The organism is Streptomyces sp. YIM 130001 (genome assembly GCF_003574445.1).
Taxonomy (GTDB): domain Bacteria; phylum Actinomycetota; class Actinomycetes; order Streptomycetales; family Streptomycetaceae; genus Streptomyces.
Genome location: NZ_KZ984551.1, coordinates 41,347 through 64,093, shown reverse-complemented (window position 1 = coordinate 64,093; position 22,747 = coordinate 41,347). Strand labels below are relative to the sequence as shown.

Here is a 22,747-nt window from a genome sequence, read left to right as displayed (position 1 = left end):
GCCCCTCCCGACCAGCCCGCCAGATCCAGCGCCGTAAACTATCAGGAACCTTGCCTGATAAATAGATGAGCCGTGGTCGCCTTCCGGCCGACTCGGTGCCGTTCCGGCAGACGCGCCTGAGAGGATCTCGGCATGCCCGCTTCCCCGAGTACGGCCCGGGCGATCAACGACCGGTCGGCCCTCGAACTGCTGCGGCAGCAGGGCCCGTTGACCGCAGGGCAACTGAAGCAGCTGACCGGACTCTCCCGGCCGACCATCGCCGGCCTGGTGGAACGCCTCCAGGAGTCCGGCCTGATCACGGTCGTCGGCGAAGCGGGCGCGGAGCGCCGCGGACCGAATGCCCGGCTCTACGGAATCGTTGCCGACCGCGCCCAGTTGGCCGCACTCGACGTACGCACCGAGGGGCTCTCCGCCGTCGTCGCCGATCTGCTCGGCACCGTCCTGGCCGAGAAGTCACTGCCGATCGACGACGACACCGGGACCGAACCCGCCGTGCAGCACGCCGTAGCCCTGCTCGAGGCCGCCGTCGCCGAATCGGGCGCCGGGCGGCTGCACAGCGTCGGGATCGGCGCGCCCGGCCTGGTGGACCCCGCCACCGGTCAACTCCGCGACACCACCGGCCTGCCCGCCTGGCACCGCCGGCTCGTGGACGTGCTGCGGGAACGCCTTCCCGCGGCCGTCGTCGTGCAGAACGAGACGAACCTCGCCGCCGTCGCCGAACAGCGGGTCGGCGCCGTCCAGGACCGCGACACCTTCGTCATGCTCTGGCTCGGCCACGGCATCGGGGCCGCCGTGATGCTCGACGGCAGCCTGCGCCGCGGAGCGGGCGGCGGGGCCGGCGAGATCGGCTTTCTACCGGTGCCGGGCGCCATCGGGATGCCGTCCGCGAGCTCCTGCGACGGCGGCTTCCACTCGCTCGTCGGTGCCGCCGCGGTGTGTGCGCTGGCCGCCGAGTACGGGATCGAAGCCGGTGCCGGGGACGAGGCGGCGGCCGTCGCGGCGGTCGGCCAGGCCGCCTCCGCTCCCGGTGAACGCCGTTACGCCGCCTACCTCGACGCCCTCGCGGACCGGCTCGCCATCGGCGTCGCCTCGGTCGCCGCGATCCTCGACCCCGGATGCGTGCTGCTCGGCGGCGCGATCGGCCGGGCCGGCGCCGCCGCCCTCGCGGACCGCGTCGAGCGACGGGCCGCCGCGCTCTCACCGTTGCGCACGGAGGTACGGGCGGGAGCACTCGGCGGCACCGCGGTTCTCCGCGGCGCCCTGCTCACCGCCCAGGACATGGCCCACAACGACCTGTTCGCGCCGGGGAAGCCCTGAGCCGGTCAAGCCCTGGGCCGAGTGAACCCTGAAGCCGGGCAAGCCCTAAGTCCTGTCGCTCGTCCGCCTGCCCGCCACCCGCTCGGCCAGGAACTCCTCGAACGTGGTCCGGCCCACCGCCCGGTCCTGAGCGAGGAGCCCGCCCGCACGCATCGCCGCGAACGTACGACCCGGCAGCCGGACCGGAACGAACGTACGCCGCACCCCGGCCGCCGCCGCGTACGCCCCGATGAGCGAGCGCAGGGTGCGCGCCTCGGGCCCACCCATGTCCGCCACCCTGCCCGCCGGTCCCGCGAGCGCCAACTCCGCGAGCCGGTCTGCCACTTCGGCCGCTGCGACGGGCTGGCTCGACACCCCCGACGGGAACGGAGCGAGCGGCGGCCGGGCGGCGTACCGCGAGATCTGCAGGATCAGGTCGTGGAACTGCGTCGTGCGCAGGACCGTCCAGCCGAGGCCCGACTCCTCCACGAGGCGCTCGACCCGGCGTTTGGTGCGGTAGTAGCCGAGCGGTACGTCGTCCACGCCCACGATCGAGATGTAGACCATGTGTCCGGCTCCGGCCCGGCGGGCCGACTCGATCAGACGGCGCGCGGCCTGTTCGTCGCCGCCCTTCGGGGAGCTGGCGCAGTGCACGATCACCTCGGCCCCCTGTACCGCGCGGTCGAGGCCGGTGCCGCTGATCAGGTCCACCGGAAAGTCCTCGGCATGCCGGCTCAGCGCCCGTACGGCATGGCTCTGTGCGCGCAGCCGGTCGCACACGAGCCGGCCGAGTGTCCCGGTGCCGCCGGTCACGAGGGTGGTGGTCATCTGCATCTCTCCCGGTACTGGGCCTGCGCTGTCGTGGCGGCCTGCCGCCGCACGCAACGAGGACGCGCCGGGTACCCACGGACGTGACATCGGACCCCGGCAGGCGCCCCCGACACCCGCGTCCCGAAGGTATGCCCACGATCGCTGTGAGTGAGGCCACAGCCCTCACCCGCCTGGCCGACGATCAGGCGTGGCACACTGACCGTGTACCAGAAGCAGCGCACTCCGGGGTCGGTGTAATTCCGAACCGGCGGTTACAGTCCGCGACCCGGCCGCATCCAGTGGCCGGTTGACCAGGTGAAATTCCTGGACCGACGGTGAAAGTCCGGATGGGAGGCAGTGCGCGGCGGATCAGCACCCCGAGGTGCGCCGCCGTCGGTTTCGCCCTTCGTGGGCAGCCGGTGTCCGGCGAGCTTCATGCGTTGTTCCGTTGAATTCTGTCGTCATCGACAGGCCCCGGAGTCCGTGCCCACAGAGGCAGGAGGACCCGGTGGCCGCCACCGCACCCGCAGTGCCCGACCACGAGCGTGCCGCCATGCGCCGCGCCGTGGCCCTCGCCGCACGCGGCCTCGGCGCCACGAGCCCCAATCCGGTCGTCGGCTGCGTCGTCCTCGACGCGGACGGGCGGACCGCGGGCGAAGGCCACCACGAGCGGGCCGGCGGACCGCACGCCGAGATCCACGCCCTGCGCGCGGCCGGCGAGCGCGCCCGCGGCGGCACCGCCGTCGTCACCCTCGAACCCTGCAACCACACCGGCCGCACCGGCCCGTGCGCCCAGGCCCTCGTCGACGCCGGCATCGCCCGCGTCGTCTACGCGGTCGGCGACCCCAACCCTTCCGCCACCGGCGGTTCTCGCACCCTGCGCGACGCGGGTGTGGACGTGGCCGCCGGACTCCTGGAGGACGAGGCCGCCACCGGCAACGCCGCCTGGCTCACCTCGATCCGCCTCGGCCGCCCGCACGTCACCTGGAAGTACGCCGCCACCCTCGACGGGCGTATCGCCGCCGCCGACCGCAGTAGCCGCTGGATCACCTCGGCCGAGTCACGCGCCGACGTCCACCGGCTGCGCGCCGAGAGCGACGCCGTCGTCGTCGGCTCCGGCACGGTCACCGCCGACGACCCGCACCTCGCGGTCCGCGATGTCCCCGTGGCCGTACAGCCCCTGCGGGTGGCCGTCGACACCCACGCCACCGCGGTACGCGACGGAGCCCGCATCCTCGACGACGCGGCGCCCGCCCTCGTCGCGATCGCCCAGGACGCACCGGAGCCCGAGTGGGCCGCCGGCTCCCCGGCAAAGCTGCTGCGACTGCCGCGCGCCGCCGGCGGCCTCGACGTGACCGCACTGCTCGCCGCGCTGCACGCGCGCGACATCCGCTCCGTGCTGATCGAAGGCGGCCCCACCCTCGCGGGCGCTTTCGTCGCGGCCGGTGCCGTCGACCGTGTCGTCGGCTATCTCGCCCCCGTACTGCTCGGTTCCGGACCCGCGGCACTCGGCGACGCCGGAATCAGCACGCTGTCCGCCGCGTTGCGACTCGAGTTGACGGAGTCCATCCGCATCGGACCCGATCTTCGCCTGACCGCCGTCCCCGCCGTCCCCGCCTCGAACTCGAAGGAGCACTGACGTGTTCACCGGAATCGTCGAAGAGCTGGGTGAGGTCACCGCCGTGGAGAATCTCGGCGACTCCTCGCGCTTTCGCCTGCGCGGCCCCGTCGTCACCGACGGCGCCCGCCACGGAGACTCGATCGCCGTCAACGGCGTCTGTCTCACGGTGGTCGAGCACGACGGCGACGAGTTCACCGCCGACGTGATGGCCGAGACCCTGCAGCGGTCCAGCCTCGGCGTCCTCGAATCCGGCTCGCGGGTCAACCTGGAGCGGCCCACCGCGGTCGGCGCGCGGCTCGGCGGACACATCGTGCAGGGCCACGTCGACGGCACCGGCACGATCCTGGGCCGGGAGCCCTCCGAGCACTGGGAGATCGTCCGGATCGGCCTGCCGGCGCAACTCGCCCGCTACGTCGTCGAGAAGGGCTCCATCACCGTCGACGGCGTCAGCCTCACCGTCGTCGAGGCCGGACCCGACTACTTCACCATCAGCCTCATCCCCACCACGCTCGCCCTCACCACCCTCGGCGTGAAGCAGACCGGCGACCCGGTCAACCTCGAGGTCGACATCATCGCCAAGTACGTCGAGCGACTCCTCGGCGCCGACGGCCAGGACCGGGAGACCGCCCGATGAGCATCCTCGACTGGCTGAACTCCGAGGCTTTCCACGTCTTCGGCCAGGAGGTCATCTGGTCCGACATGGCAGGCAACAGCATCGGCCTGGCCGCCCTCGCACTCGGCTGGTGGCGCTCGATCTGGACCTGGCCCGTGCAGTTCCTCTCCGGCCTGATCCTGGTCAGCGCGTACGCCTGGGCCGACCTGCCCGGCGGTGTCGGCAAGCAACTGCTCGTCATAGGCGTCGCCCTGTGGGGCTGGCGGCAGTGGCAGCGCGGCCGACAGCAGGCACAGGACGGCACCATCGCGGTGCGCTTCGCGAGCTGGAAGGAACGCGGACTGCTGGTCGCGGGCGCCGTCGCCGGCACCCTCGCCGTCGGCGGGATCTTCTCGGCGTTCCCGACCCTGTCCTGGAGCCCGTGGGCCGACGCCTACATTTTCGTCGGCACGCTCGTCGCGATGATCGCGCAGGCCCGCGGTCTGGTGGAGTTCTGGTTCGCCTGGCTCCTCGTCGACCTGGTCGGCGTGCCGCTCGCCTTCCACAGCGGCCTGGCCTTCTCCGGTCTCGTGTACGTGATCTACCTCGCCCTCGTGCTGTGGGGGATGCGCGACTGGTGGCAGCGGTCCCGCGCCACCGCACCCGTCCTCGAAGGAGCCCCGGCATGAACGCCATCCCCCTGCGGCCCACGGACGCCACGGACGCCGGCGCACCGGGCCTCGACCCGGTCGAGCAGGCCATCGCCGACATCGCGGCCGGACGCCCGGTCGTCGTGGTCGACGACGAGGACCGCGAGAACGAGGGCGACCTCGTCATCGCGGCCGAGATGGCGACCCCGGAGGTCGTCGCCTTCATGATGAGCGAGTGCCGCGGCCTGATCTGCGCGCCGATGGAAGGCGCCGAACTGGACCGGCTGCGGCTGCCGCAGATGGTCCAGGACAACACCGAGTCGATGGGCACCGCGTTCACCGTCTCGGTGGACGCCGGGCCCGCGCACGGCGTCACCACCGGCATCTCGGCCGCCGACCGCGCGGCCACGCTCCAGCTCCTGGCCGGCGGCGAGGCGGCGCCCGACGACTTCGTGCGGCCCGGCCACATCTTCCCGCTACGGGCCAGGCCCGGCGGCGTACTGGCGCGCAACGGCCACACCGAGGCCGCCGTCGACCTCGCCCGCCTCGCCGGTCTGCGGCCGGCCGGCGCGATCGTCGAGATCGCCGGAGAGGACGGCCGGATGCTGCGGCTGCCGGAGCTCGTCCCCTTCGCCCGCAAGCACGGCCTGACGCTCATCTCCATCGAGGACCTGATCGCCTACCGGCGCACCAGCGAACCCACCGTGCGCCGCGAGGCGGAGGTCCGACTGCCCACCTCCTACGGCGAGTTCACCGCGTACGGCTACCGCTCCACCGTCGACGGCGTGGAGCACGTAGCGCTCGTCCACGGCGACCTGAACGGCGCCGAGGACGGCGAGGACGTACTGGTCCGGCTGCATTCCGAGTGCCTGACCGGTGACGTCTTCCACTCCCTGCGCTGCGACTGCGGCCCCCAACTGGAGAACGCGCTCGCCCGGATCACCCAGGAGGGCCGCGGAGTCGTCGTCTACCTGCGCGGCCACGAGGGCCGCGGCATCGGCCTGCTCTCCAAGCTGCGCGCCTACGAACTTCAAGAGCGCGGCCGCGACACCCTGGACGCCAATCTGGAGCTCGGCCTGCCCGCCGACGCCCGCGACTACGGTGCGGGCGCGCAGATCCTGCGCGACCTCGGTGTCGAGGGCGTACGCCTGATGACCAACAACCCGGAGAAGTCGGCAGCCCTGGTCCGCCACGGACTGCGCGTCAGCGGCCGGGAGACCATGCCCGTCGAGGCGGGCGAGCACAATCTGCGCTACCTGCGCACCAAGCGGGACCGGATGGGTCACGACCTGCCGTGGCTCGACGCCCGCTGAGACATTCCGACAGCACCGACCGAACGACCAGGCACCACCACCCCGAGGAGAGACGTGAGCGGCAAGGGCGCACCCGAACTCAGTGTGAAGAACTGCGGCGATCTGCGGGTCGCGGTCATCGCGGCCCAGTGGCACACCCAAGTCATGGACGGCCTCGTGAACGGCGCCCTGCGGGCCCTCGGCGACCTCGGCATCGACGAGCCGACCCTGCTGCGCGTCCCCGGCAGCTTCGAGCTCCCGGTCGTCGCGGGGCAGCTGGCCGGCCGCGGTTACGACGCCGTCGTCGCCCTCGGCGTCGTCATCCGCGGCGGCACCCCGCACTTCGAGTACGTCTGCCAGGGCGTCACCCAGGGCCTCACCCAGGTGTCCGTCGACACCGGAGTCCCGATCGGTTTCGGCGTCCTGACCTGCGACACCGAGCAGCAGGCCCTGGACCGGGCCGGGCTCGAGGGCTCCACCGAGGACAAGGGCCACGAGGCCGTCACCGCCGCCGTCGCGACCGCTGCCACCCTGCGTACCGTCACCGAGCCCTGGCGCTGACCGCACCGTTCCCGTCCGTCCCGGAGCCGCGGGAGGCGCTGAGCGCCGCTGTCGCCGGTCCGCGTAGAGTGAGCAGCACCATGTCCAAGAAGACGTTCGAGGAGCTCTTCGTCGAGCTCCAGCACAAGGCCGCCGAGGGCGACCCCGCCACCTCCCGTACCGCCGAGCTGGTGGACAAGGGCGTCCATGCCATCGGCAAGAAGGTCGTCGAAGAGGCCGCCGAAGTCTGGATGGCAGCCGAGCACGAGGGCAAGGAAGCCGCCGCCGAGGAGATCTCCCAGCTCCTGTACCACGTACAGGTGATGATGGTCGCCCGCGGCATCTCCCTCGACGACGTGTACGCCCACCTCTGATCCACCCGCTCTCCCAGCCTGTCCTCACCCCGTCACGCACCGAACGAAGGAAGCCGACCTCATGCTGCGCATCGCCGTCCCCAACAAGGGTTCCCTGTCAGGACCTGCGGCGGAGATGCTGCATGAGGCCGGTTACCAGCAGCGCCGCGAGTCCAAGCAACTCGTCGCGATCGACCAGACGAACGAGGTGGAGTTCTTCTACCTCCGCCCGCGTGACATCGCGATCTACGTCTCGTCCGGGAAGCTCGACATCGGCATCACCGGCCGCGACCTGCTGATCGACTCCGGGGCGAACGCCGAGGAGATCCTGCCCCTCGGCTTCGGCCGCTCGACCTTCCGCTTCGCCACCCGCCCCGGGACGGCCACCGGCCTCACCGACTTCGGCGGCCTGACGATCGCCACCTCCTACGAGGGCATCGTCGCCAAGCACTTCGCCGACAAGGGTGTCGACGCCTCCGTCGTGCACCTCGACGGCGCCGTGGAGACGGCCATCGAGCTCGGTGTCGCCCAGGTCATCGCCGATGTCGTGGAGACCGGCACCAGCTTGCGCAACGCCGGTCTCGAGGTGATCGGCGAGCCGATCATGCAGTCCGAGGCCGTCGTCATCCGCCGCAGTGGCGAGGGATCCGACGAGCCGAAGGTCCAGCAGTTCCTGCGCCGCCTGCAGGGCGTCCTGGTCGCCAGGACGTACGTGATGATGGACTACGACTGCCGGGCCGAGCACCTGGAGCAGGCCGTCGCCCTCACCCCCGGTCTCGAGTCGCCCACCATCTCCCCGCTGCACAACGAGGGTTGGGTCGCCGTCCGTGCGATGGTGCCCGCCAAGGACGCCCAGCGGATCATGGACGACCTCTACCAGATCGGCGCCCGGGCCATCCTGACCACCGCGATCCACGCCTGCCGGCTCTGACGGGACTGCGTCATGTCCACCCTGCCGACCCTTCCCGTCACCTTCAGGCCCGCCCGTACCCGCGCGGTGCTGATCGCCTCCGGCGTCGCCATCCTGGCCGTCATCACCGCGGTCGCCCTGCTGCTCGAGAACCTCGGTCCGGGGGAGCGGATCAGCTTCGTCTTCACCGGCGTACTGATCCTCGGAGTGCTGCTCCTGCTCGCCCGGCCCAAGGTCGTCGCCGACGAGGGCGGTGTCACGGTGATCAATCTGACCACCACGCGCCGCCTCGCCTGGGCGGAGATCGTCCAGGTCAACCTTCGTCCGGGCGACGCCTGGGTCTTCCTCGACCTGAGCGACGGCACCAGCCTCCCGGCGATGGGGATCCAGCCGGGTATCGCGAAGGAGCGGGCGATCGAGGACGCACGGGCACTCCGGGACCTGGTCGAAGCGGGTCCCGCCGGCGGCTAGGGCGCCGGGGGCCGTCGGTGCGGGGCCTAGTTCGGCCGTGGCTCGCGTCCGGACAGCACTTCCCCGTACGCCTGCATGAGGTCCGGCAGCCGCAGCGTCGCCAGGTCGTCCCGCGACGGCGTCGCGGTGAATCCGGACAGCCTCAGGTCCCGGTAGGCGCAGCTCTTCTCGTACAGCGTCCGCAGGAACCGTCCGTTGCCCAGCTCGTCGATCCATCCCTGGTCGACCACGTGGCCGCTGATCGAGCGCAGCTCCTCCAGCGACTCCACGTCCCAGACGTCGCCGTTGTCCCCGGCCAACACCTCGCCGATCGCGGTGAGTTCGAGCGGCCGGTACGAGGGGAAGTCGACGCGTGTGGTGAAGCGCGAGCCGAGGCCGGGGTTCGCGGCGAGCAGCCGGTCCATGCCCTCGGGGTACCCGGCGAGGATCACCACCAGGTGGTCGCGGTTGTCCTCCGCGCGCTTGAGCAGTACCTGCAGGGCCTCGTCGCCGTACGCGTCGCCCTTGCTGTAGCCCGAGTTGGACAGCGCGTACGCCTCGTCGACGAAGAGCACCCCGCCGATCGCCGAGTCGATCAGCTCGTTCGCCTTCACCGCGGTCTGGCCGAGGAACTCGCCCACCAGATCGGCTCGCTGGGCCTCGACCAGATGGTCGCCGCCGAGCAGCCCGAGGGCGTAGAACACCCGGCCCAGGATCCGCGCCACCGTTGTCTTGCCCGTACCCGACGGGCCGGAGAAGACGAAGTGCCGCTTCGGTGGCTGCACCGGCAGACCCTGGCCGGTGCGCAGCCGGGCCATCCGCAACTGCGCCGAGAGCGCCTTGACTTGTCGTTTGACCGGCTCCAGGCCGACCATCTGCTCGAGTTCGGCGAGCGCCTCCTGCAGCAGCGCCGGATCAGAGGGTCCGGCAGGCAGCTGCGAGGGACCGGGCTGCACCGGGAAGACGGCCTTCTCCCGGACCGGGTCCGCCGGCGTCATCGCCGCGCCGGCCTCGGGATCGGGGTCCGCGCCGAGCCGCAGGTCCCGGCCGTCGCTGCCGAAGATCCCGTCGCCCGACTCCTGGGCGTCGACCACGTCCTGGCCCACCCCGGCCAGCGAGAAGGGGGCCAGGTCGAAGGTCTCGTCGTAGCCGTCGCCCTCGGAGATCGCGGCGAGGCGCGCGGAGGTGTCCATGAACGTCGCGTCGACCCGGTGCACCGCGCGGTACAGCGGCAGCGCGGCGGCCGTCCGGCCGGTGCCCTCGTGGGCGCGGGCCAGCCAGTACCGCAGTTCCTTGCGCTGCGGCTGCTCGCTGCGGCAGCGCATCAGGGCCGCCGAGAGCAGCGGTTCGGCGTGCCCGTACATCTCCAGGCGTACGCGGGCCATACCGCCGAACAGGCCCGCCTCGATGCCGAGTACGGGATCGTCGATCAGCGGATCGGTGTGCCGGACCAGGTGCTCCCAGTCCTTGACCAGATAGGCGCGGCAGGCATGCAGGAAGCGCACCTGCGGATCGGCGTCGACCGGCGGCAGTCCGGCCAGTGCCCGGTCGAGATCGGGTACGTGCCGCCCGTCGAGCCAGTGCGAGGCGTGTGCGAGCAGCAGATCACGCGGTGACTCGAGCACCGGCTGAACCCACCAGCCCAGCCAGTACCAGGAGTTGAGCGTGCGGCGGTGCCGTGCGCGCTGGTCGCCGAAGCGGTCGCGGTGCCGGTGCATGCGCAGCAGCGCGTTGGTGGTGTCGATGCGCAGGGCGTGCAGCCCGAGCCAGCCGTCCGCCATGGACGGATCGATCCGCACCGCCGCCCGGAACTCCTCCTCGGCCTGCGGATAGGCCCCCATCGTGTAGGCGTCGACGCCCCGAAGCCAGGCCAGGTCGGCCGGGGCCACCGAGCCCTGCGTGCCGAAGTCCATCCCGTCCCCCCACAAGCCGTGCCCCCGTGGTGTGCCCGCCGGCAGTCGCCTGCCGAAGGCCTTCGTCAACCACTGTGCTGTGGACGGGAGTTCTGGCACCGCTCGACGCGACCGTCCACGGGGCCCCGCCGCAGGCATCGTACCTGCGAGGGTGTCGTCGACCGAAGGGTGCAGTGTCATACGCCGGTCACCGGGACGTGTGGACCGGCGGTGACCCAGGGTGAACATGTGGCGCCCGGGCGCACACACGAAAGGGACAAAGGGCAGAACGAAGCCCCCGATCACGGGGGAACAACCGGGGGCTTCGCGTCTGTGGGTGGCCCTTGTCAAGGCGCACATTGAGAACGTAAGACCTGTACGACCCCCGGGTCAAGCGGAGTTGAGGGACTGTTGGAAGCGCTTTTCCGCCGTCTCAGCGCACTGCCGACGGCCCGTCACTGTCCGTGTCGGTGCGGGGCTGTCCTGCGGTTCTGCGGGGTCCCGGCAGCAGCACATATCCCTCCGGACTCTGCCGCACCACGGTGTCCGCCCACGGGATTGTCGGGTCGCCGGCGAAGTGCGCGCGCTCGGCGGGCTCCCACGCGTCCCAGAACTCACTCTGGACCGAACCGTCCCGGTCGCGCCCCCGTGTCCACGCCGCATCGCGCGGCAGATCCATCCACACCAGCCACGCCAGGTGCGGCCGCAGGAACGCGCGGCCTGCCCCGACGCCTTCGAGCAGGACCACCGGGGCCGCTTCCACCGGCTGCTCCGGCCCGTACCGCCGGCGCTCCCAGTCGTACGGAGTGACGACGCCGTCCCGTCCGTGCCGGAACGGCTCGATCGCGCTCTTGTCGAGCCGGTCGGTCCAGTCGAACAACGCGTCGTGACTGCGGACGTCGTCGAGCCGCAGCACCGGCGCTCCGCCGAGCACTCCGGCCAGTCGGTCCGCGAACGTCGACTTGCCCGAACCGGCGTGGCCGTCGATCCCGATCAGCCGGACCGGACCGCAGGACGGCCGCAGCGCGCACAGCGCTCGGGCGAACGACGTGAGGGTGGGCCGAGGAGCGGGGGAGTCCGGGTCGGAGGTGGTCATCGGGCCCAGGGTACGGCCGCTCGCCCTCGCGCCCGGGTGCGGGGACAGCGCGCCCCCGCAGGTCAGACCCGCACGAGCGCTGATCGTGCGTCAGAGGTCCACGCCAATATTGGCTGCGCCACGCGTCCCCGGGTGCTGGCAGAAGTCCCCGGTGACCGGCCATAGTTGCCCCACTGTCGTGCACCTGACCGAGGCCCACCGGCCTGCCGCCGACCGACCGCCGACCCCACCCACGGACACGCACCGACCGGCTACGACCCGACTGGGGGCTCCTTCCCATGACCCGTCCCACCTCGCGCAGAACCGTGCTGGCCGCCGCACTCGCCGCGGCCGCGGGCAGTGCGGCCACTCCCGCGCTCGCCGCGTCCGGCCCCCGTGCCACCGCCTCCGTCCAGCGCGCCCCGGGCAGGCAGGTGGACAACCGCTTCTGGTCGACGTCCGCGGACTGGCGTGCCGGCAAGGCCCGCGGCACCCGCGTCGTCGGGGGCGGCCGGCCCGGCGTGGCCATCGGCACTCCGGCGGGGAGCACCGACTACGCGGACCCGCACACGGGACGCACCGACACCTGGGAGTTCGCCTCCTGGACGTCACCGGCGCACGCCCTGTCCGTCCCGGCCACCGAGGTCATCGCCTCGTGGAACGCCGACGCCCCGGCAGGCACCTGGATCCAGATCGAGCTGCGCGGTGCGTACTCGGACGGTTCGAGCACCCCCTGGTACGTGATGGGCCGTTGGGCCGGCGGTGACGAGGACATCCGGCGGACCTCGGTCGACGATCAGTCGGACGGCAAGAGTTCGGTATGGACCGACACCCTCTCCCTCGACGACCCCGCCTCCGGCCTGCGCCTGGTCACCTACGAGCTGCGCGTGACCCTGTACCGCAAACCCGGTGGCGAGGCCACGCCCACCGTGTGGCGCGCCGGAGCGATGGGTTCCGACGTACCGGACCGCTTCACCGTGCCCGCGTCCACGCCGACCGCCGCACGCGAGCTGGAGGTGCCGCGCTACTCGCAGAACACGCACGTCGGCCAGTACCCGGAGTACGACAACGGAGGCGAGGCCTGGTGCAGCCCGACCTCCTCGCAGATGATCATCGAGTACTGGGGGCGCAAGCCCACCGAGGACGACCTGGCCTGGGTCGATCCGGACTTCGCCGACCCGCAGGTCTGTCACGCGGCCCGCTTCACCTACGACTACCAGTACGAGGGCTGCGGCAACTGGCCGTTCAACGCCGCCTACGCCGCCACGTACGACGACCTGCAGGCAGTCGTCACCCGTCTCGGCTCCCTCAACGAGCTGGAGACCCTGGTCGACGCCGGCATCCCGGTCATCACCTCGCAGTCCTTCCTCGAGGAGGAGCTGACCGGCGCGGGCTACGGCACGGCCGGGCACCTGATGACCGTCGTCGGCTTCACCCCGGACGGCGACGTGATCGCCAACGACCCCGCCTCACCGGACAACGACGCCGTGCGCCGCGTCTACCAGCGCCGCGAGTGGGAGAACATCTGGCTCAGAACCCAGCGCCACAACGCCGACGACGAGGTCGTCTCCGGCACCGGCGGCGTCTGCTACCTCTACTTCCCCACCGACCTCACAACAGGTCAGAGGAAGGCCCTGGCTGCAGCGGGCATCCGCTGAGCACCCAGCACACGCGGAACTCCTCGGCGGAACGGTCCAGCATGATCAGGTCGTCGGGGAGTTCGGCGAGCGGGCGCTACGCCGCCTTCACGACTCGCCCATGGACCGCCTCGGCCCACTCCGTGACCAGTATTTGGTACTCCCGCCGCTGTTCGGCATCCAGATGTCCTCCGGCCCGCAGCACCAGGGCGCGTATCAGTTCATTGAGCTCGTCAGCAGACCGTGCAGAACCAGGCGGAGGAGTGGGGGACATGTGAAGAAGCCTAGGTGCGTGCTCGGGCAGCGTCACCCCTCAGAGCGGGAGGCGTCCGTCACGAACGCCCCAGTCCGACTCCGCCCCGCGCCTGGCCCTCGGCCTTCAAGTGCCCCTGCGTGGTCGACGCGGCCGCACCGCACTCGCTCGGCGGGTCCACGACCGACGGCACCCAGGCAGTCACCGCAGAGGTGATGGTTCAGGCGTAGCGCATGAAAAGGGATTCGACGTATCCCTCCAGCCTTTGAGTCAGGACACTGGCTGTCAGATCGACGCGGCCCAGTTCACGCCAGGCAACAGCGACCTTCTCCGCGTCCGGAGCGAGGTCCAGCGCGTCCGGCAGCCGCCGGTAGAGATGGGCGGCATCGCCGTCGGACAAGGTTCCTCCTGCGGCGAGGTTGCGATCGGCGAAGTGCATGCCTGCGGGGCTGCCGTGCAGCAGGGCGAGAGCCGTCGAGCAATGAACCACGTCCAAGTCGGCCGGCCCCCAGGAGGACTCCACCCGGTCGACGACCCCACCGATCCGAGGATCACCGTGGGTGCCTGTGCAGAGGACGTTGCCGGGATGGAAGTCCCGGTGCAGCAAGGGCCCTTGACGGGCCGGGGGCTCGCGGCGGATGACGTCGACAGCCCGCTGCCAGAGCTCAGGCCGTTCAGTGGCTGGGGGAGTCACTCGCTCGGGAGAGGCGGGGGCTTGGTAGGTACGTGGCCGTTGTCGCGTGGCCACCGGCAGTCGACGGATAACGCACCAGTTGCCGGGCCGGCAGTTCAGCGCGGGTATCAGCGCCCTGATCGTCCAGGTGCACGGTCCCCGGCAGCTGGGACTTCAACAAGGAGGGGTGATCGCAGAACTGCGCCGTCGCATCCACCGCCACGAGCGTGGCAGCGGGCACATCCGTGCCACCGAGCGGGCGCAGGATGCTCGTCTCGCGGGTCAACAGGCCCTCCGCGTGTCGAACGAAGAAGGGCTTGACGAAGGACCGCAGGACGAGTGAGCGCCCGACCTTCCGGATCGCAGAGATCCAGGCGGCGCATGTCCGACGTCCAGTCACCGCGCAGCCGCTCGACCTTTTGATGCGCTCCGCCGCGGAGAGCTCCTCCTCCACCCAGGAGCGCGTGGCCCCCAGCCCTGACCGCCGAGATCCAGGCCGAAGCCCTCGGCCCCCTCGCCCATGAAGGCGGATGAACCGTCGAGGCTCCCGGTGGACGCATCCCGCGAGAACATCTGGCTCTGTACTCAACGCCACAACGCCACAACGCCGACGACGGGAGCGTCTAGGGCACCGGCGGCGTCCCCCGAGCGCACGCTCGGGCGACAGCGGTCCGCGAGCGACCTCGTCGACCGTGCGCTGTGCGACACCGCCGGCACCGGGCAGGGCCGGTGACCGGTATCCGGCCCCGCGGTCCGGTGACCCTGGTCACGCCGGATGCGCCGAAGCCCGGTGCGCGCAAGGCGGCCGGCGCGGGGCGTGACCCAGCTCTCTACCCCGGCCCCCGGACCGGATGGCAGTCTGGGCGGGCATCAGGGGGAACACACCTGCACGACGACCTTGAGTGAGCCGCCATGACCGCCACCACTGCCACCGCCGAGCGTCTCCGGGCCAGCACCGGGGGCCCGAAGGACGACGGGCCGAAGATCCTCGAGCACGTGCTCGGCTGGACGCTCGTGGTCGTGCTCGCCATGTTCGTCACCCAGGCCGGACTGCTCTGACCTCCGGCGGTACGACGACGCAGGGGCAGGGAGCCGCGCGGCCCCTGCCCCTGTCTCTTCCGAACTGCTGACCCGAACGTCAGGCCCTGACTAGTCGACCGACTTGATCAGCTCGCCGTCGGACGTGTCACCGCTGAGCTCCCAGAGGAACGTGCCGCCGAGCCCCTCCGCGTTCTTGTACGCCATCTTGTCCGCGATGGTTTCCGGGGTGTCGTAGCTCCACCACTCGTCGCCGCAGTGCGCGTACGCCGTACCGCCGACCGTGCCGGTGGCCGGGCACCTGTCCTTCAGCTCCTTGTAGTCGTCGATGCCCTGCTCGTACTTGCCGGCCGCCGGTCCGGTGGCGGTGCCGCCGGGCTCGGCCTGGGTGACGCCGGTCCAGCCGCGACCGTAGAAGCCGAGACCGAGCAGCAGCTTGTCCGCCGGCACACCGAGGCCCTTGAGCTTCTGGATCGTGGCGTCCGAGTTGAAGCCGTCCTGCGGGATGCCGTCGTACTCCTTCAGCGGCGAGTGCGGGGCCGTCGGGCCCTGTGCGTCCCAGGCGCCGAAGTAGTCGTACGTCATCGGGTTGTACCAGTCGACGTACTGGGCGGCGCCCGCGTAGTCCGCCGCGTCGATCTTGCCGCCCTCGCTGGCGTCCGCCGGGATGGCCGCGGTCACCAGCTGGTCGCTGAACTTCCCGCGCACCGCGGCCATCAGGTCCTTGTACGCCTCGCGCCCACTCGTGTCGCAGGTCAGACCGCAGGCGTTCGGGTACTCCCAGTCGATGTCGATGCCGTCGAACACGTCGGCCCAGCGCGGGTCCTCGACCAGGTCGAGGCAGGACTGGGCGAACGCGTCCGGGTTCTTCGCGGCGTCGGTGAAGCCGCCCGACCAGGTCCAGCCGCCGAAGGACCAGAGGATCTTCAGGTCCGGGTGCAGCTCCTTGAGCTTGCGGAGCTGGTTGAAGTTGCCGCGCAGCGGCTGGTCCCAGGCGTCGGCCTCGCCGTCCACGGACTCCTCGGCGGTGTACGCCTTCTCGGTGGCCGCGAAGGAGTCGCCCATCGTGCACTTGCCGCCCTGGACGTTGCCGAAGGCGTAGTTGATGTGGGTGAGCTTGTCGCCTGCGCCGGACGTCTCGATGTTCTTGACGTGGTAGCTCCGGTCGTAGACGCCCCATTCGGTGAAGTAGCCCACCACCTTGGAGGCCCCCGCCGGCTCGGCGGTGGGGGCGGGGTCGGCGGCGCCCGCGGTGCCGGCGCCGACGAGCAGTCCGGCACCGAGGACTGCGGCACACGCCGCGGCGACGAGCGCCCGGACACGGGTGCGGGGACGGTTCGGTCTGAGCATCGTTTCTCCTCGAGGGGACGGGAGGAAAGGGCTGGTGCGATCGACCTCGTGCACATCACGTGCTTGACATGCACGCGTAGAGCAGTGCCAGAAAAGTAGAGGACTAGACCAGTGCGGTCAATGGTTCGGACCAATCCGCTTCCGGCTCCCGGTCCCGCACGGGCGTCCGCGACCGCCACGAGATGTCACCCCGCGGACTCCCGAGGCGCCCGTCAACTCCGCGCCCCCGTAAGGCGATTCGCCCACCCCGAGGGCGAACCGTGCCGTGCCGACCGGAGAGGTCAGATCCCGCGCCCGCTCATCGGCCCTCACCTCGTGGATCCCGCGTCGCACCGGCGCCGGGCACTCCCGTCGGGGGCACGCTGAACACTCCGGTCGTGCTGCTGCTCGTGGCCGCCGTCCCGCCGAACTGGCCAGCGCGCACCATGGGGGCCGAGAGGCGGTTCCACTCCGCGTCACGCAGCCCCGGCAAGGTGCGGCCGCGCTGCGCCCAGAGCGCGAGCATCTCCCGGTAGATGGGCGGATCGGACGGGCGCGCGCCGGTCTGCTGCGCCTCCGTCTGCCGAACCGATTCTGCGGGAGGCGGAGCGTAGCGCTCGCGCCGTCTGTCCACCGCCTCGTGCATCGTTGTCATGCCTGGCCAACGCCTCACCCGCGCCCCGGGTCACTCCTCGCCGGATTCGACCGTGTGTCCCAAGGGGCAGGTCGTTCGGGTGGTTGCGCGACTCTGGCCCCCGCACCGGGAACTGACGTACCGTCATACGAATTGCCGGGGGCCGCACCCCTCCGGGCACGCCGTTCAGCGCGCGTCCAGGGAGGTCCACATGGCCGAGGATGACCGGCCGGTTCCGCTCGACGAGTACCCGGTCCATCAAGTGCCGCTCTCCATGAAGCATGTGGCGACCGGAGACCGGAACGCCTACGACCGCTGCATCTTCCACATCTTCGACCACGCGGGACGTCATCTGCTGATCCTCGGCCTCGGCGTCTACCCCAACGCCGGTGTCATCGACGCCTACGCCACCGTCCGCATCGGCGACACCCTGCATGCCGTACGGGCCTCGGACGCGCTCGGCGACGACCGCATGGACCTGCGGGTCGGACCGCTGAGCATCACCGTCGAGGAGCCGCTGAAGCGGTTGCGCCTGCGCTGTGCGGGCGACGGCGCGGACTCGTTGTCGTACGACCTCACCTGGACCGCCGACTTCCCCGCCGTGTGGGAGCCGCACCATGTGCAGCGGCGCGGCGGCAGACTCACCCTGGAGGGCCGTCGGTTCGTCCAGGCCGGCAGCGTCTCGGGGGTGCTGCGCGTGGGCGGTACGGAGATCCGGGTGACGTCGGGGGAGTGGACCGGCACCAGGGACCGGAGCTGGGGCGTGCGGCCGATCCCCGGCGAGGACGCCGGACGGGCCGGCGACGAGGGGCGGCCCGAGGGCTTTCACTGGCTCTGGGTGCCGGTGCGGTTCGAGGACCGCTTCGTCATGGTGATCGTCCAGGAGGACGCCGACGGCCACCGCAGCCTCAACGAGGCGCTGCTCGTCCGCCCGGGCCACCGCGACCTCCAACTCGGCTGGCCGCACACGGAGATCGCCTACCGCTCCGGAACCCGCCACCCCGAACGGGCGGTACTGCACCTGACCGGCCCCGACCGCAGTCCGCTCGAGATGAGCGCGGAGATCGTCCTCTCGTCACCCCTCGCCATCGGCGCCGGATACCCGCCGGCCGACGACTGGCAGCACGGCACCTGGCGCGGCCGCGACTGGACCGATCGTCGGACCTACGACCTCTCCGACCCCGCCGCACACCCGCTCGCGGGCTACGGAGTGACCGACCATGCCGCACGCTTCACCCTCGACGGGCGGACCGGCTACGGGATCTTCGAGCACGGCAGCTTCGGACGCCACGACCCGAGCGGATTCACCGGGTTCGACTCCACCGCGCCCTGATTCCCGAGGAGGACACATGGCCGCCGTACCGCGTCCCCGCATCAGCACCCGCGACCCCGAAGACCTGGCCGACCGCCTCGGCGCCTGGCTCGCCGCCCGCCTGCCCGGCGCACGCGTCACCGGTCTGCGGATCCCGGAGTCCAACGGGATGTCCAGCGAGACCCTCCTCTTCGACGTCGACCATCCCGAACCACCCCTGAGGGCATGCGCGTTGCGGCTGGCCGCCGACCCCGCCGCGTACACCGTCTTCCCGGAGTACGACCTGGGGCGCCAGTACCGGCTGATGGCCGAGGTGGCCCGGACCACCACCCTGCCGGTGCCCGCGGTGCAGTGGTACGAGCCGGACCCCGGCCCGCTCGGCGCCCCGTTCTTCGTGATGGAACGTGTCGAGGGGCGCGTCCCGCCGGACGTCATGCCCTACACCTACGAGGGCAACTGGCTGCACTCCGCGAGCGACGCGCAGCGGGCGGCGCTGGAGCGCGCGACGATCGGGCTGCTCGCCCGCCTGCACGACCAATTCCCCGTCGAACGAGCCGAGTTCCTGACCCCTCCCGGCGAGGAAAGCGCACTGCGCCGCCACGTCACCGCCCAACGCGCCTACTACGCCTGGGTGGTGGACGGACTACCGCGCTCACCCCTGATCGAGGCCGCCTTCGACCGACTCGAGGAACTCTGGCCGCACGACCCCGGCACACCCGTACTGAACTGGGGCGACGCCAGGATCGGCAACATCATCTACGACGGCTTCGAACCCGCCGCCGTACTCGACTGGGAGATGGCGGCAGTGGCCCCGCGCGAGGTGGACCTGGGCTGGACCGTGTACCTGCACCGCTTCTTCCAGGATCTGACCACCAGCACCGGACAGCGCGGACTGCCGGACTTCCTCACCCGGGAGAACGTCGTCGCCCGCTATGCCGCGCTCACCGGACACACACCGCGCGACATGGACTTCCATACGCTCTACGCCGCATGCCGGCACGCCACCGTGATGCTCCGCATCGCCTATCGGCAGGTGTACTTCGGTGAGATCTCGGTGCCGCGGAACCCGGACCGGATGATCCTGCACCACGACTCGCTCGAGGCCATGGTGCAGGGTACGTACTGGAAGTGACGTATCAGCGCAGCCTGTTGACGAAGCGTCAGGCAGCGGGGCGCAGCTGAGGCGCCTGTACGGGACGCGATCCGGGGCCGCCCACGTGGGAGAACGGCTGCGTCCTCCAGTCGAGGCCCTGAGGAAGCGTCAGGAGCGTGGCGGTGTCCTGCCCCTGGATCCCCTCCGATCCGTCCGCGGCCGCCTGCGTCGCCGGACGTCCGGTGCCGGAGCAGACCGTGAGGCCGAACGGGTTCCACGGAGTGGGGCACTTGGCGTGCTCGGGCAGGGCGTCCTCGTCCGCAAGCAGGGCGATGGACTGGGCGCAGTCCGGGCAGATCACCCGGTACATCTCGAAGGTGTCGTACGTGTCGAGGCCGTCCTCGCCGGGATCGACACCCTCCGGCTGGGGCTCGACGGCCGGCTGCTGCCGGTTCCGGGCACTGCGACCGGGGTGCTTCACGTTCTGCATGGGACTCTCCCCCTCGGGTGGGCCGACAACGCGCTGCGTCGGCCACAGCAAGCATTGCCCGGCTCGCCTCGTGGGTAATCGCGACTCCCCGAAGGACACGGTCCCATGCCTGTGGCGTTCGTCACACGATTACTTCGGTGCTCGGATGACCAGGCACGTCGCTCAGGTGTCAGGAGGGATCAAGGCCCTGTAGGTTCTTCCGTCATGGAGGAGCTGGACCGTCAGATCGTGCAGCTGCTCGTCACGGACGGGCGGATGAGTTACACCGACCTCGGCAAGGCCACCGGCCTGTCGACCTCGGCGGTGCACCAGCGGGTGCGCCGCCTCGAACAGCGTGGCGTGATCCGCGGCTACGCGGCCGTGGTCGACCCCGAGGCCGTGGGGCTGCCGTTGACCGCCTTCATCTCGGTGAAGCCCTTCGACCCGAGCGCGCCCGACGACATCGCCGAACGGCTCGCCGACGTACCCGAGATCGAGGCCTGCCACAGCGTCGCCGGCGACGAGAACTACATCCTCAAGGTCCGGGTGGCGACCCCGCTCGAACTCGAGGACCTGCTGGCCCGGGTCCGGTCGTTGTCCGGAGTCTCCACCCGGACCACGGTCGTCCTCTCCACCCCTTACGAGGCACGCCCGCCACAGGTCTGAACGACTGCCGGTCTCCAGGATCCCCCGGCAGGCCGCCTCACCCCGGTCAGCGGGGTGCCCCCGTGCGCGACCGGAGCCGTCGAGGCGCGAGACTGGTCCCCATGAGCGAGAGCACCCCCTCCGGACCCGGCGACGGCACCGTACTGCTGCGCCGCGGAGACATTCACAGCCCGGCCGACCCCTTCGCGACCGCGATGGTGGTCGAACGCGGTCAGGTCGCCTGGGTCGGCTCCGAGGGCGCCGCCGACGCCTTCGCCTCGGGAGTCGACGACGTGTGGGACCTGGACGGGGCATTGGTCACGCCGGCGTTCACCGACGCGCACGTGCACACCACGGCCACCGGGCTCGCGTTGACCGGCCTCGACCTCAGCGACGCCCGTACGCTCGCCGAGGCGCTCGACCGGGTGCGCGCGCACGCCGCCGCCCACCCGGCCGACCGGGTCCTGCTCGGCCACGGCTGGGACGCTGCCCGCTGGCCCGAGCGCAGGGCGCCCTCCCGCGCCGAACTGGACGCGGCCGCGGGCGGCCGCGCGCTCTACCTCAGTCGCATCGACGTCCACTCCGCCCAGGTCACCACCGCACTCCTCGACCTGGTCCCCGGCGTCACCGGCCGCGCCGGGTACGAGAGTTCACAGCCGCTGACCGACGACGCACACCACGCGGTCCGTTCCGCCGCCCTCGACGCACTCACTCCCGAGCAGCGCACGGACGCCCAACGGGCCGCCCTGCGGCACGCCGCGTCACTCGGCATCGGATCCCTGCACGAGTGCGCGGGCCCCGACATCTCCGGCGAGGACGACCTGACCGGCCTGCTGCGGCTCGCCGCCGACGAGAGCGGCCCCCGCGTCTTCGGCTACTGGGCGGAGCGACTGCACTCCGCCCAGGACGCGGACCGGATCCGTGAGCTGGGCGCACTCGGCGCCGCCGGCGACCTCTTCGTGGACGGCGCCCTCGGCTCGCACACCGCCTGTCTGCATCAGCCGTACGCCGACGTCGCCGCCCCGCACACCGGGACCGCACGCCTCGACGCGGACGCCGTGGCGTCCCACGTGGTGCTGTGCACGGAGGCGGGACTGCAGGCCGGATTCCATGCCATCGGCGACGCGGCCGTGGACACGGTCGTGACCGGTGTGCGGGCCGCCGCCGACAAACTGGGCCTCGCCCGCATCCGCGCCGCGCGCCATCGCGTCGAGCACGCCGAGATGTTGACCCCCGAGTCCGTGGCCGCGTTCGCGGAACTCGGCCTCACCGCCTCCGTACAGCCGGCCTTCGACCGCCTCTGGGGCGGCGAGGACGGTATGTACGCCGACCGGCTCGGCGCCGAACGGGCGAGGACCCTCAACCCCTATGCGGCGCTGCTGCGTTCAGGAGTCCCGCTCGCTCTCGGCTCGGACAGCCCGGTCACGCCGCTCGACCCGTGGGGCACGGTGCGTGCGGCCGCGTTCCACCGCACCCCCGAGCACCGGGTGTCCGTACGGGCCGCGTTCACCGCGCACACCCGTGGCGGCTGGCGCGCGGTCGGCCGCGACGACGCCGGAGTCCTGGTGCCGGGCGCGCCCGCCGACTTCGCGGTGTGGCGCGCGGACGCACTGGTCGTCCAGGCGCCTGACGACCGGGTGGCGCGCTGGTCGACCGACCCGCGATCCGGCACTCCCGGGCTCCCCGACCTCACTCCCGGCGCCGAACTCCCGGTCTGCTTGCGGACGGTGGTGGCGGGCAGGACCGTCTTCGTAGGGCCGGGCGGGTGATGTCCGGGAGCGCCACCGGGTGACCCGAAGATCGTGTACGCGGCCGCGTCACCTGGGCATCCTCGGGCATGACCAGGTGGGTCCGCGAAATGCCCCAGGTCAAACGCCTGTTGACAGACGGCGGACCGAGACAGGTAGGTTCGGCCAGGTCCACCACAGGACGTCCGACCGGTGAAACCTCCACTCAGTCGTCGAACGCCGCTGGACCACGGGGTGGTGCTCCGCACCGGCACACCACCACTGGGAGCCAGGTTCAGCGCCAGCGCATCGGGGGCGAAGAGGTCCCGCCCGGTCGGAAGTCCCTCCCCGTCACGGGAGCCCGCCCGGTTCGGCCCTGGCCGAACCGGGACCCGGAGGTTCGCGGGAGGGTGTGACCCGGATGGGGCCCGGACGCTCAGTAGACAACGGCACTCG

20 protein-coding genes, 1 pseudogene and 1 riboswitch are annotated in these 22,747 nt (G+C 71.4%); of the genes and pseudogenes, 15 read left to right on the top strand and 6 right to left on the bottom strand.

Features of this window, described 5'->3' with window-relative positions:
* Positions 1 to 132 precede the first annotated feature (132 nt).
* Positions 133 to 1,317 carry an ROK family transcriptional regulator gene (locus DSC45_RS08045; RefSeq protein ID WP_119288575.1) on the top strand — a complete coding sequence of 395 codons (1,185 nt, stop codon included), beginning with the start codon at positions 133 to 135 and terminating at the stop codon, positions 1,315 to 1,317.
* Positions 1,318 to 1,362: 45 nt separating this feature from the next.
* Here DSC45_RS08045 and DSC45_RS08040 read toward each other — a convergent pair whose 3' ends face one another.
* Positions 1,363 to 2,124: an SDR family oxidoreductase gene (locus DSC45_RS08040; protein WP_119289183.1), complete on the bottom strand. Its 762-nt coding sequence runs from the start codon at positions 2,122 to 2,124 to the stop codon at positions 1,363 to 1,365.
* A 216-nt stretch (positions 2,125 to 2,340) separates the two neighbouring features.
* Positions 2,341 to 2,471: riboswitch (FMN riboswitch) on the top strand.
* 188 nt (positions 2,472 to 2,659) lie between these two features.
* On the opposite strand from DSC45_RS08040, the gene ribD reads away from it, so the two are divergent.
* The 8 genes from ribD (at position 2,660) to DSC45_RS08000 (ending at position 8,535) form a co-directional block, all read left to right on the top strand.
* Positions 2,660 to 3,745 carry a bifunctional diaminohydroxyphosphoribosylaminopyrimidine deaminase/5-amino-6-(5-phosphoribosylamino)uracil reductase RibD gene (gene ribD, locus DSC45_RS08035; RefSeq protein WP_119289181.1) on the top strand — a complete coding sequence of 362 codons (1,086 nt, stop codon included), beginning with the start codon at positions 2,660 to 2,662 and terminating at the stop codon, positions 3,743 to 3,745.
* Position 3,746: 1 nt separating this feature from the next.
* The gene (locus DSC45_RS08030) at positions 3,747 to 4,361 is read left to right on the top strand and encodes a riboflavin synthase (RefSeq protein WP_119288573.1); all 615 of its coding nucleotides are present in this window, start codon (positions 3,747 to 3,749) and stop codon (positions 4,359 to 4,361) included.
* Entirely contained in the window at positions 4,358 to 5,008 is a 651-nt protein-coding gene (locus DSC45_RS08025) for a nicotinamide mononucleotide transporter family protein (protein ID WP_119288571.1), read from the top strand. The genes DSC45_RS08030 and DSC45_RS08025 overlap by 4 nt, the downstream gene beginning before the upstream one ends.
* Positions 5,005 to 6,282: a bifunctional 3,4-dihydroxy-2-butanone-4-phosphate synthase/GTP cyclohydrolase II gene (locus DSC45_RS08020; protein WP_119288569.1), complete on the top strand. Its 1,278-nt coding sequence runs from the start codon at positions 5,005 to 5,007 to the stop codon at positions 6,280 to 6,282. The genes DSC45_RS08025 and DSC45_RS08020 overlap by 4 nt, the downstream gene beginning before the upstream one ends.
* 54 nt (positions 6,283 to 6,336) lie before the next feature.
* Positions 6,337 to 6,822, top strand: coding sequence for a 6,7-dimethyl-8-ribityllumazine synthase (gene ribH, locus DSC45_RS08015; protein WP_119288567.1), 486 nt, complete (start codon positions 6,337 to 6,339; stop codon positions 6,820 to 6,822).
* Between the two features lie 80 nt (positions 6,823 to 6,902).
* Complete coding sequence (locus DSC45_RS08010; RefSeq protein ID WP_119288565.1) at positions 6,903 to 7,175, top strand: phosphoribosyl-ATP diphosphatase; 273 nt, start codon at positions 6,903 to 6,905, stop codon at positions 7,173 to 7,175.
* Between the two features lie 61 nt (positions 7,176 to 7,236).
* Positions 7,237 to 8,085, top strand: a complete 849-nt coding sequence (gene hisG / locus DSC45_RS08005; RefSeq protein ID WP_119288564.1) for an ATP phosphoribosyltransferase — start codon at positions 7,237 to 7,239, stop codon at positions 8,083 to 8,085.
* A gap of 12 nt (positions 8,086 to 8,097) precedes the next feature.
* A complete protein-coding gene (locus DSC45_RS08000; RefSeq protein WP_119288562.1) occupies positions 8,098 to 8,535 on the top strand; it encodes a PH domain-containing protein in 438 nt (145 codons plus the stop codon).
* 26 nt (positions 8,536 to 8,561) lie between these two features.
* Here DSC45_RS08000 and DSC45_RS07995 read toward each other — a convergent pair whose 3' ends face one another.
* Positions 8,562 to 10,427, bottom strand: a complete 1,866-nt coding sequence (locus DSC45_RS07995) for an AAA family ATPase (RefSeq protein WP_119288560.1) — start codon at positions 10,425 to 10,427, stop codon at positions 8,562 to 8,564.
* 412 nt (positions 10,428 to 10,839) lie between these two features.
* On the bottom strand, positions 10,840 to 11,502 hold the full coding sequence (locus DSC45_RS07990; protein WP_205571280.1) for a uridine kinase family protein: 663 nt from the start codon (positions 11,500 to 11,502) through the stop codon (positions 10,840 to 10,842).
* A gap of 278 nt (positions 11,503 to 11,780) precedes the next feature.
* On the opposite strand from DSC45_RS07990, the gene DSC45_RS07985 reads away from it, so the two are divergent.
* On the top strand, positions 11,781 to 13,139 hold the full coding sequence (locus tag DSC45_RS07985) for a peptidase C39 family protein (protein ID WP_119288558.1): 1,359 nt from the start codon (positions 11,781 to 11,783) through the stop codon (positions 13,137 to 13,139).
* Positions 13,140 to 13,591: 452 nt separating this feature from the next.
* On the opposite strand, the pseudogene DSC45_RS07980 reads toward DSC45_RS07985, so the two are convergent.
* Positions 13,592 to 14,498, bottom strand: a pseudogene (locus tag DSC45_RS07980) (aminoglycoside phosphotransferase family protein).
* Positions 14,499 to 14,956: 458 nt separating this feature from the next.
* Between DSC45_RS07980 and DSC45_RS07975 the strand changes: the two are divergent.
* A complete protein-coding gene (locus DSC45_RS07975) occupies positions 14,957 to 15,103 on the top strand; it encodes an SCO1431 family membrane protein (protein WP_119288556.1) in 147 nt (48 codons plus the stop codon).
* A gap of 90 nt (positions 15,104 to 15,193) precedes the next feature.
* On the opposite strand, the gene DSC45_RS07970 is transcribed toward DSC45_RS07975, so the two are convergent.
* Positions 15,194 to 16,432 (bottom strand): glycoside hydrolase family 18 protein, encoded by a 1,239-nt coding sequence (locus DSC45_RS07970; protein WP_119288554.1) that lies wholly within the window; start codon positions 16,430 to 16,432, stop codon positions 15,194 to 15,196.
* 824 nt (positions 16,433 to 17,256) lie between these two features.
* On the opposite strand from DSC45_RS07970, the gene DSC45_RS07960 reads away from it, so the two are divergent.
* Together DSC45_RS07960 and DSC45_RS07955 are read left to right on the top strand one after the other, a co-directional pair.
* Positions 17,257 to 18,378: an Rv3169 family protein gene (locus tag DSC45_RS07960; RefSeq protein WP_119288553.1), complete on the top strand. Its 1,122-nt coding sequence runs from the start codon at positions 17,257 to 17,259 to the stop codon at positions 18,376 to 18,378.
* Between the two features lie 16 nt (positions 18,379 to 18,394).
* Complete coding sequence (locus DSC45_RS07955) at positions 18,395 to 19,489, top strand: phosphotransferase family protein (RefSeq protein WP_119288551.1); 1,095 nt, start codon at positions 18,395 to 18,397, stop codon at positions 19,487 to 19,489.
* 28 nt (positions 19,490 to 19,517) lie between these two features.
* Here DSC45_RS07955 and DSC45_RS07950 read toward each other — a convergent pair whose 3' ends face one another.
* On the bottom strand, positions 19,518 to 19,940 hold the full coding sequence (locus DSC45_RS07950; RefSeq protein WP_119288549.1) for a hypothetical protein: 423 nt from the start codon (positions 19,938 to 19,940) through the stop codon (positions 19,518 to 19,520).
* A 204-nt stretch (positions 19,941 to 20,144) separates the two neighbouring features.
* Here DSC45_RS07950 and DSC45_RS07945 point away from each other — a divergent pair, with 204 nt between their 5' ends.
* Positions 20,145 to 20,585 (top strand): Lrp/AsnC family transcriptional regulator, encoded by a 441-nt coding sequence (locus DSC45_RS07945; protein ID WP_119288547.1) that lies wholly within the window; start codon positions 20,145 to 20,147, stop codon positions 20,583 to 20,585.
* A gap of 101 nt (positions 20,586 to 20,686) precedes the next feature.
* Positions 20,687 to 22,333 (top strand): amidohydrolase, encoded by a 1,647-nt coding sequence (locus DSC45_RS07940; RefSeq protein ID WP_119288546.1) that lies wholly within the window; start codon positions 20,687 to 20,689, stop codon positions 22,331 to 22,333.
* Positions 22,334 to 22,747: the final 414 nt, after the last annotated feature.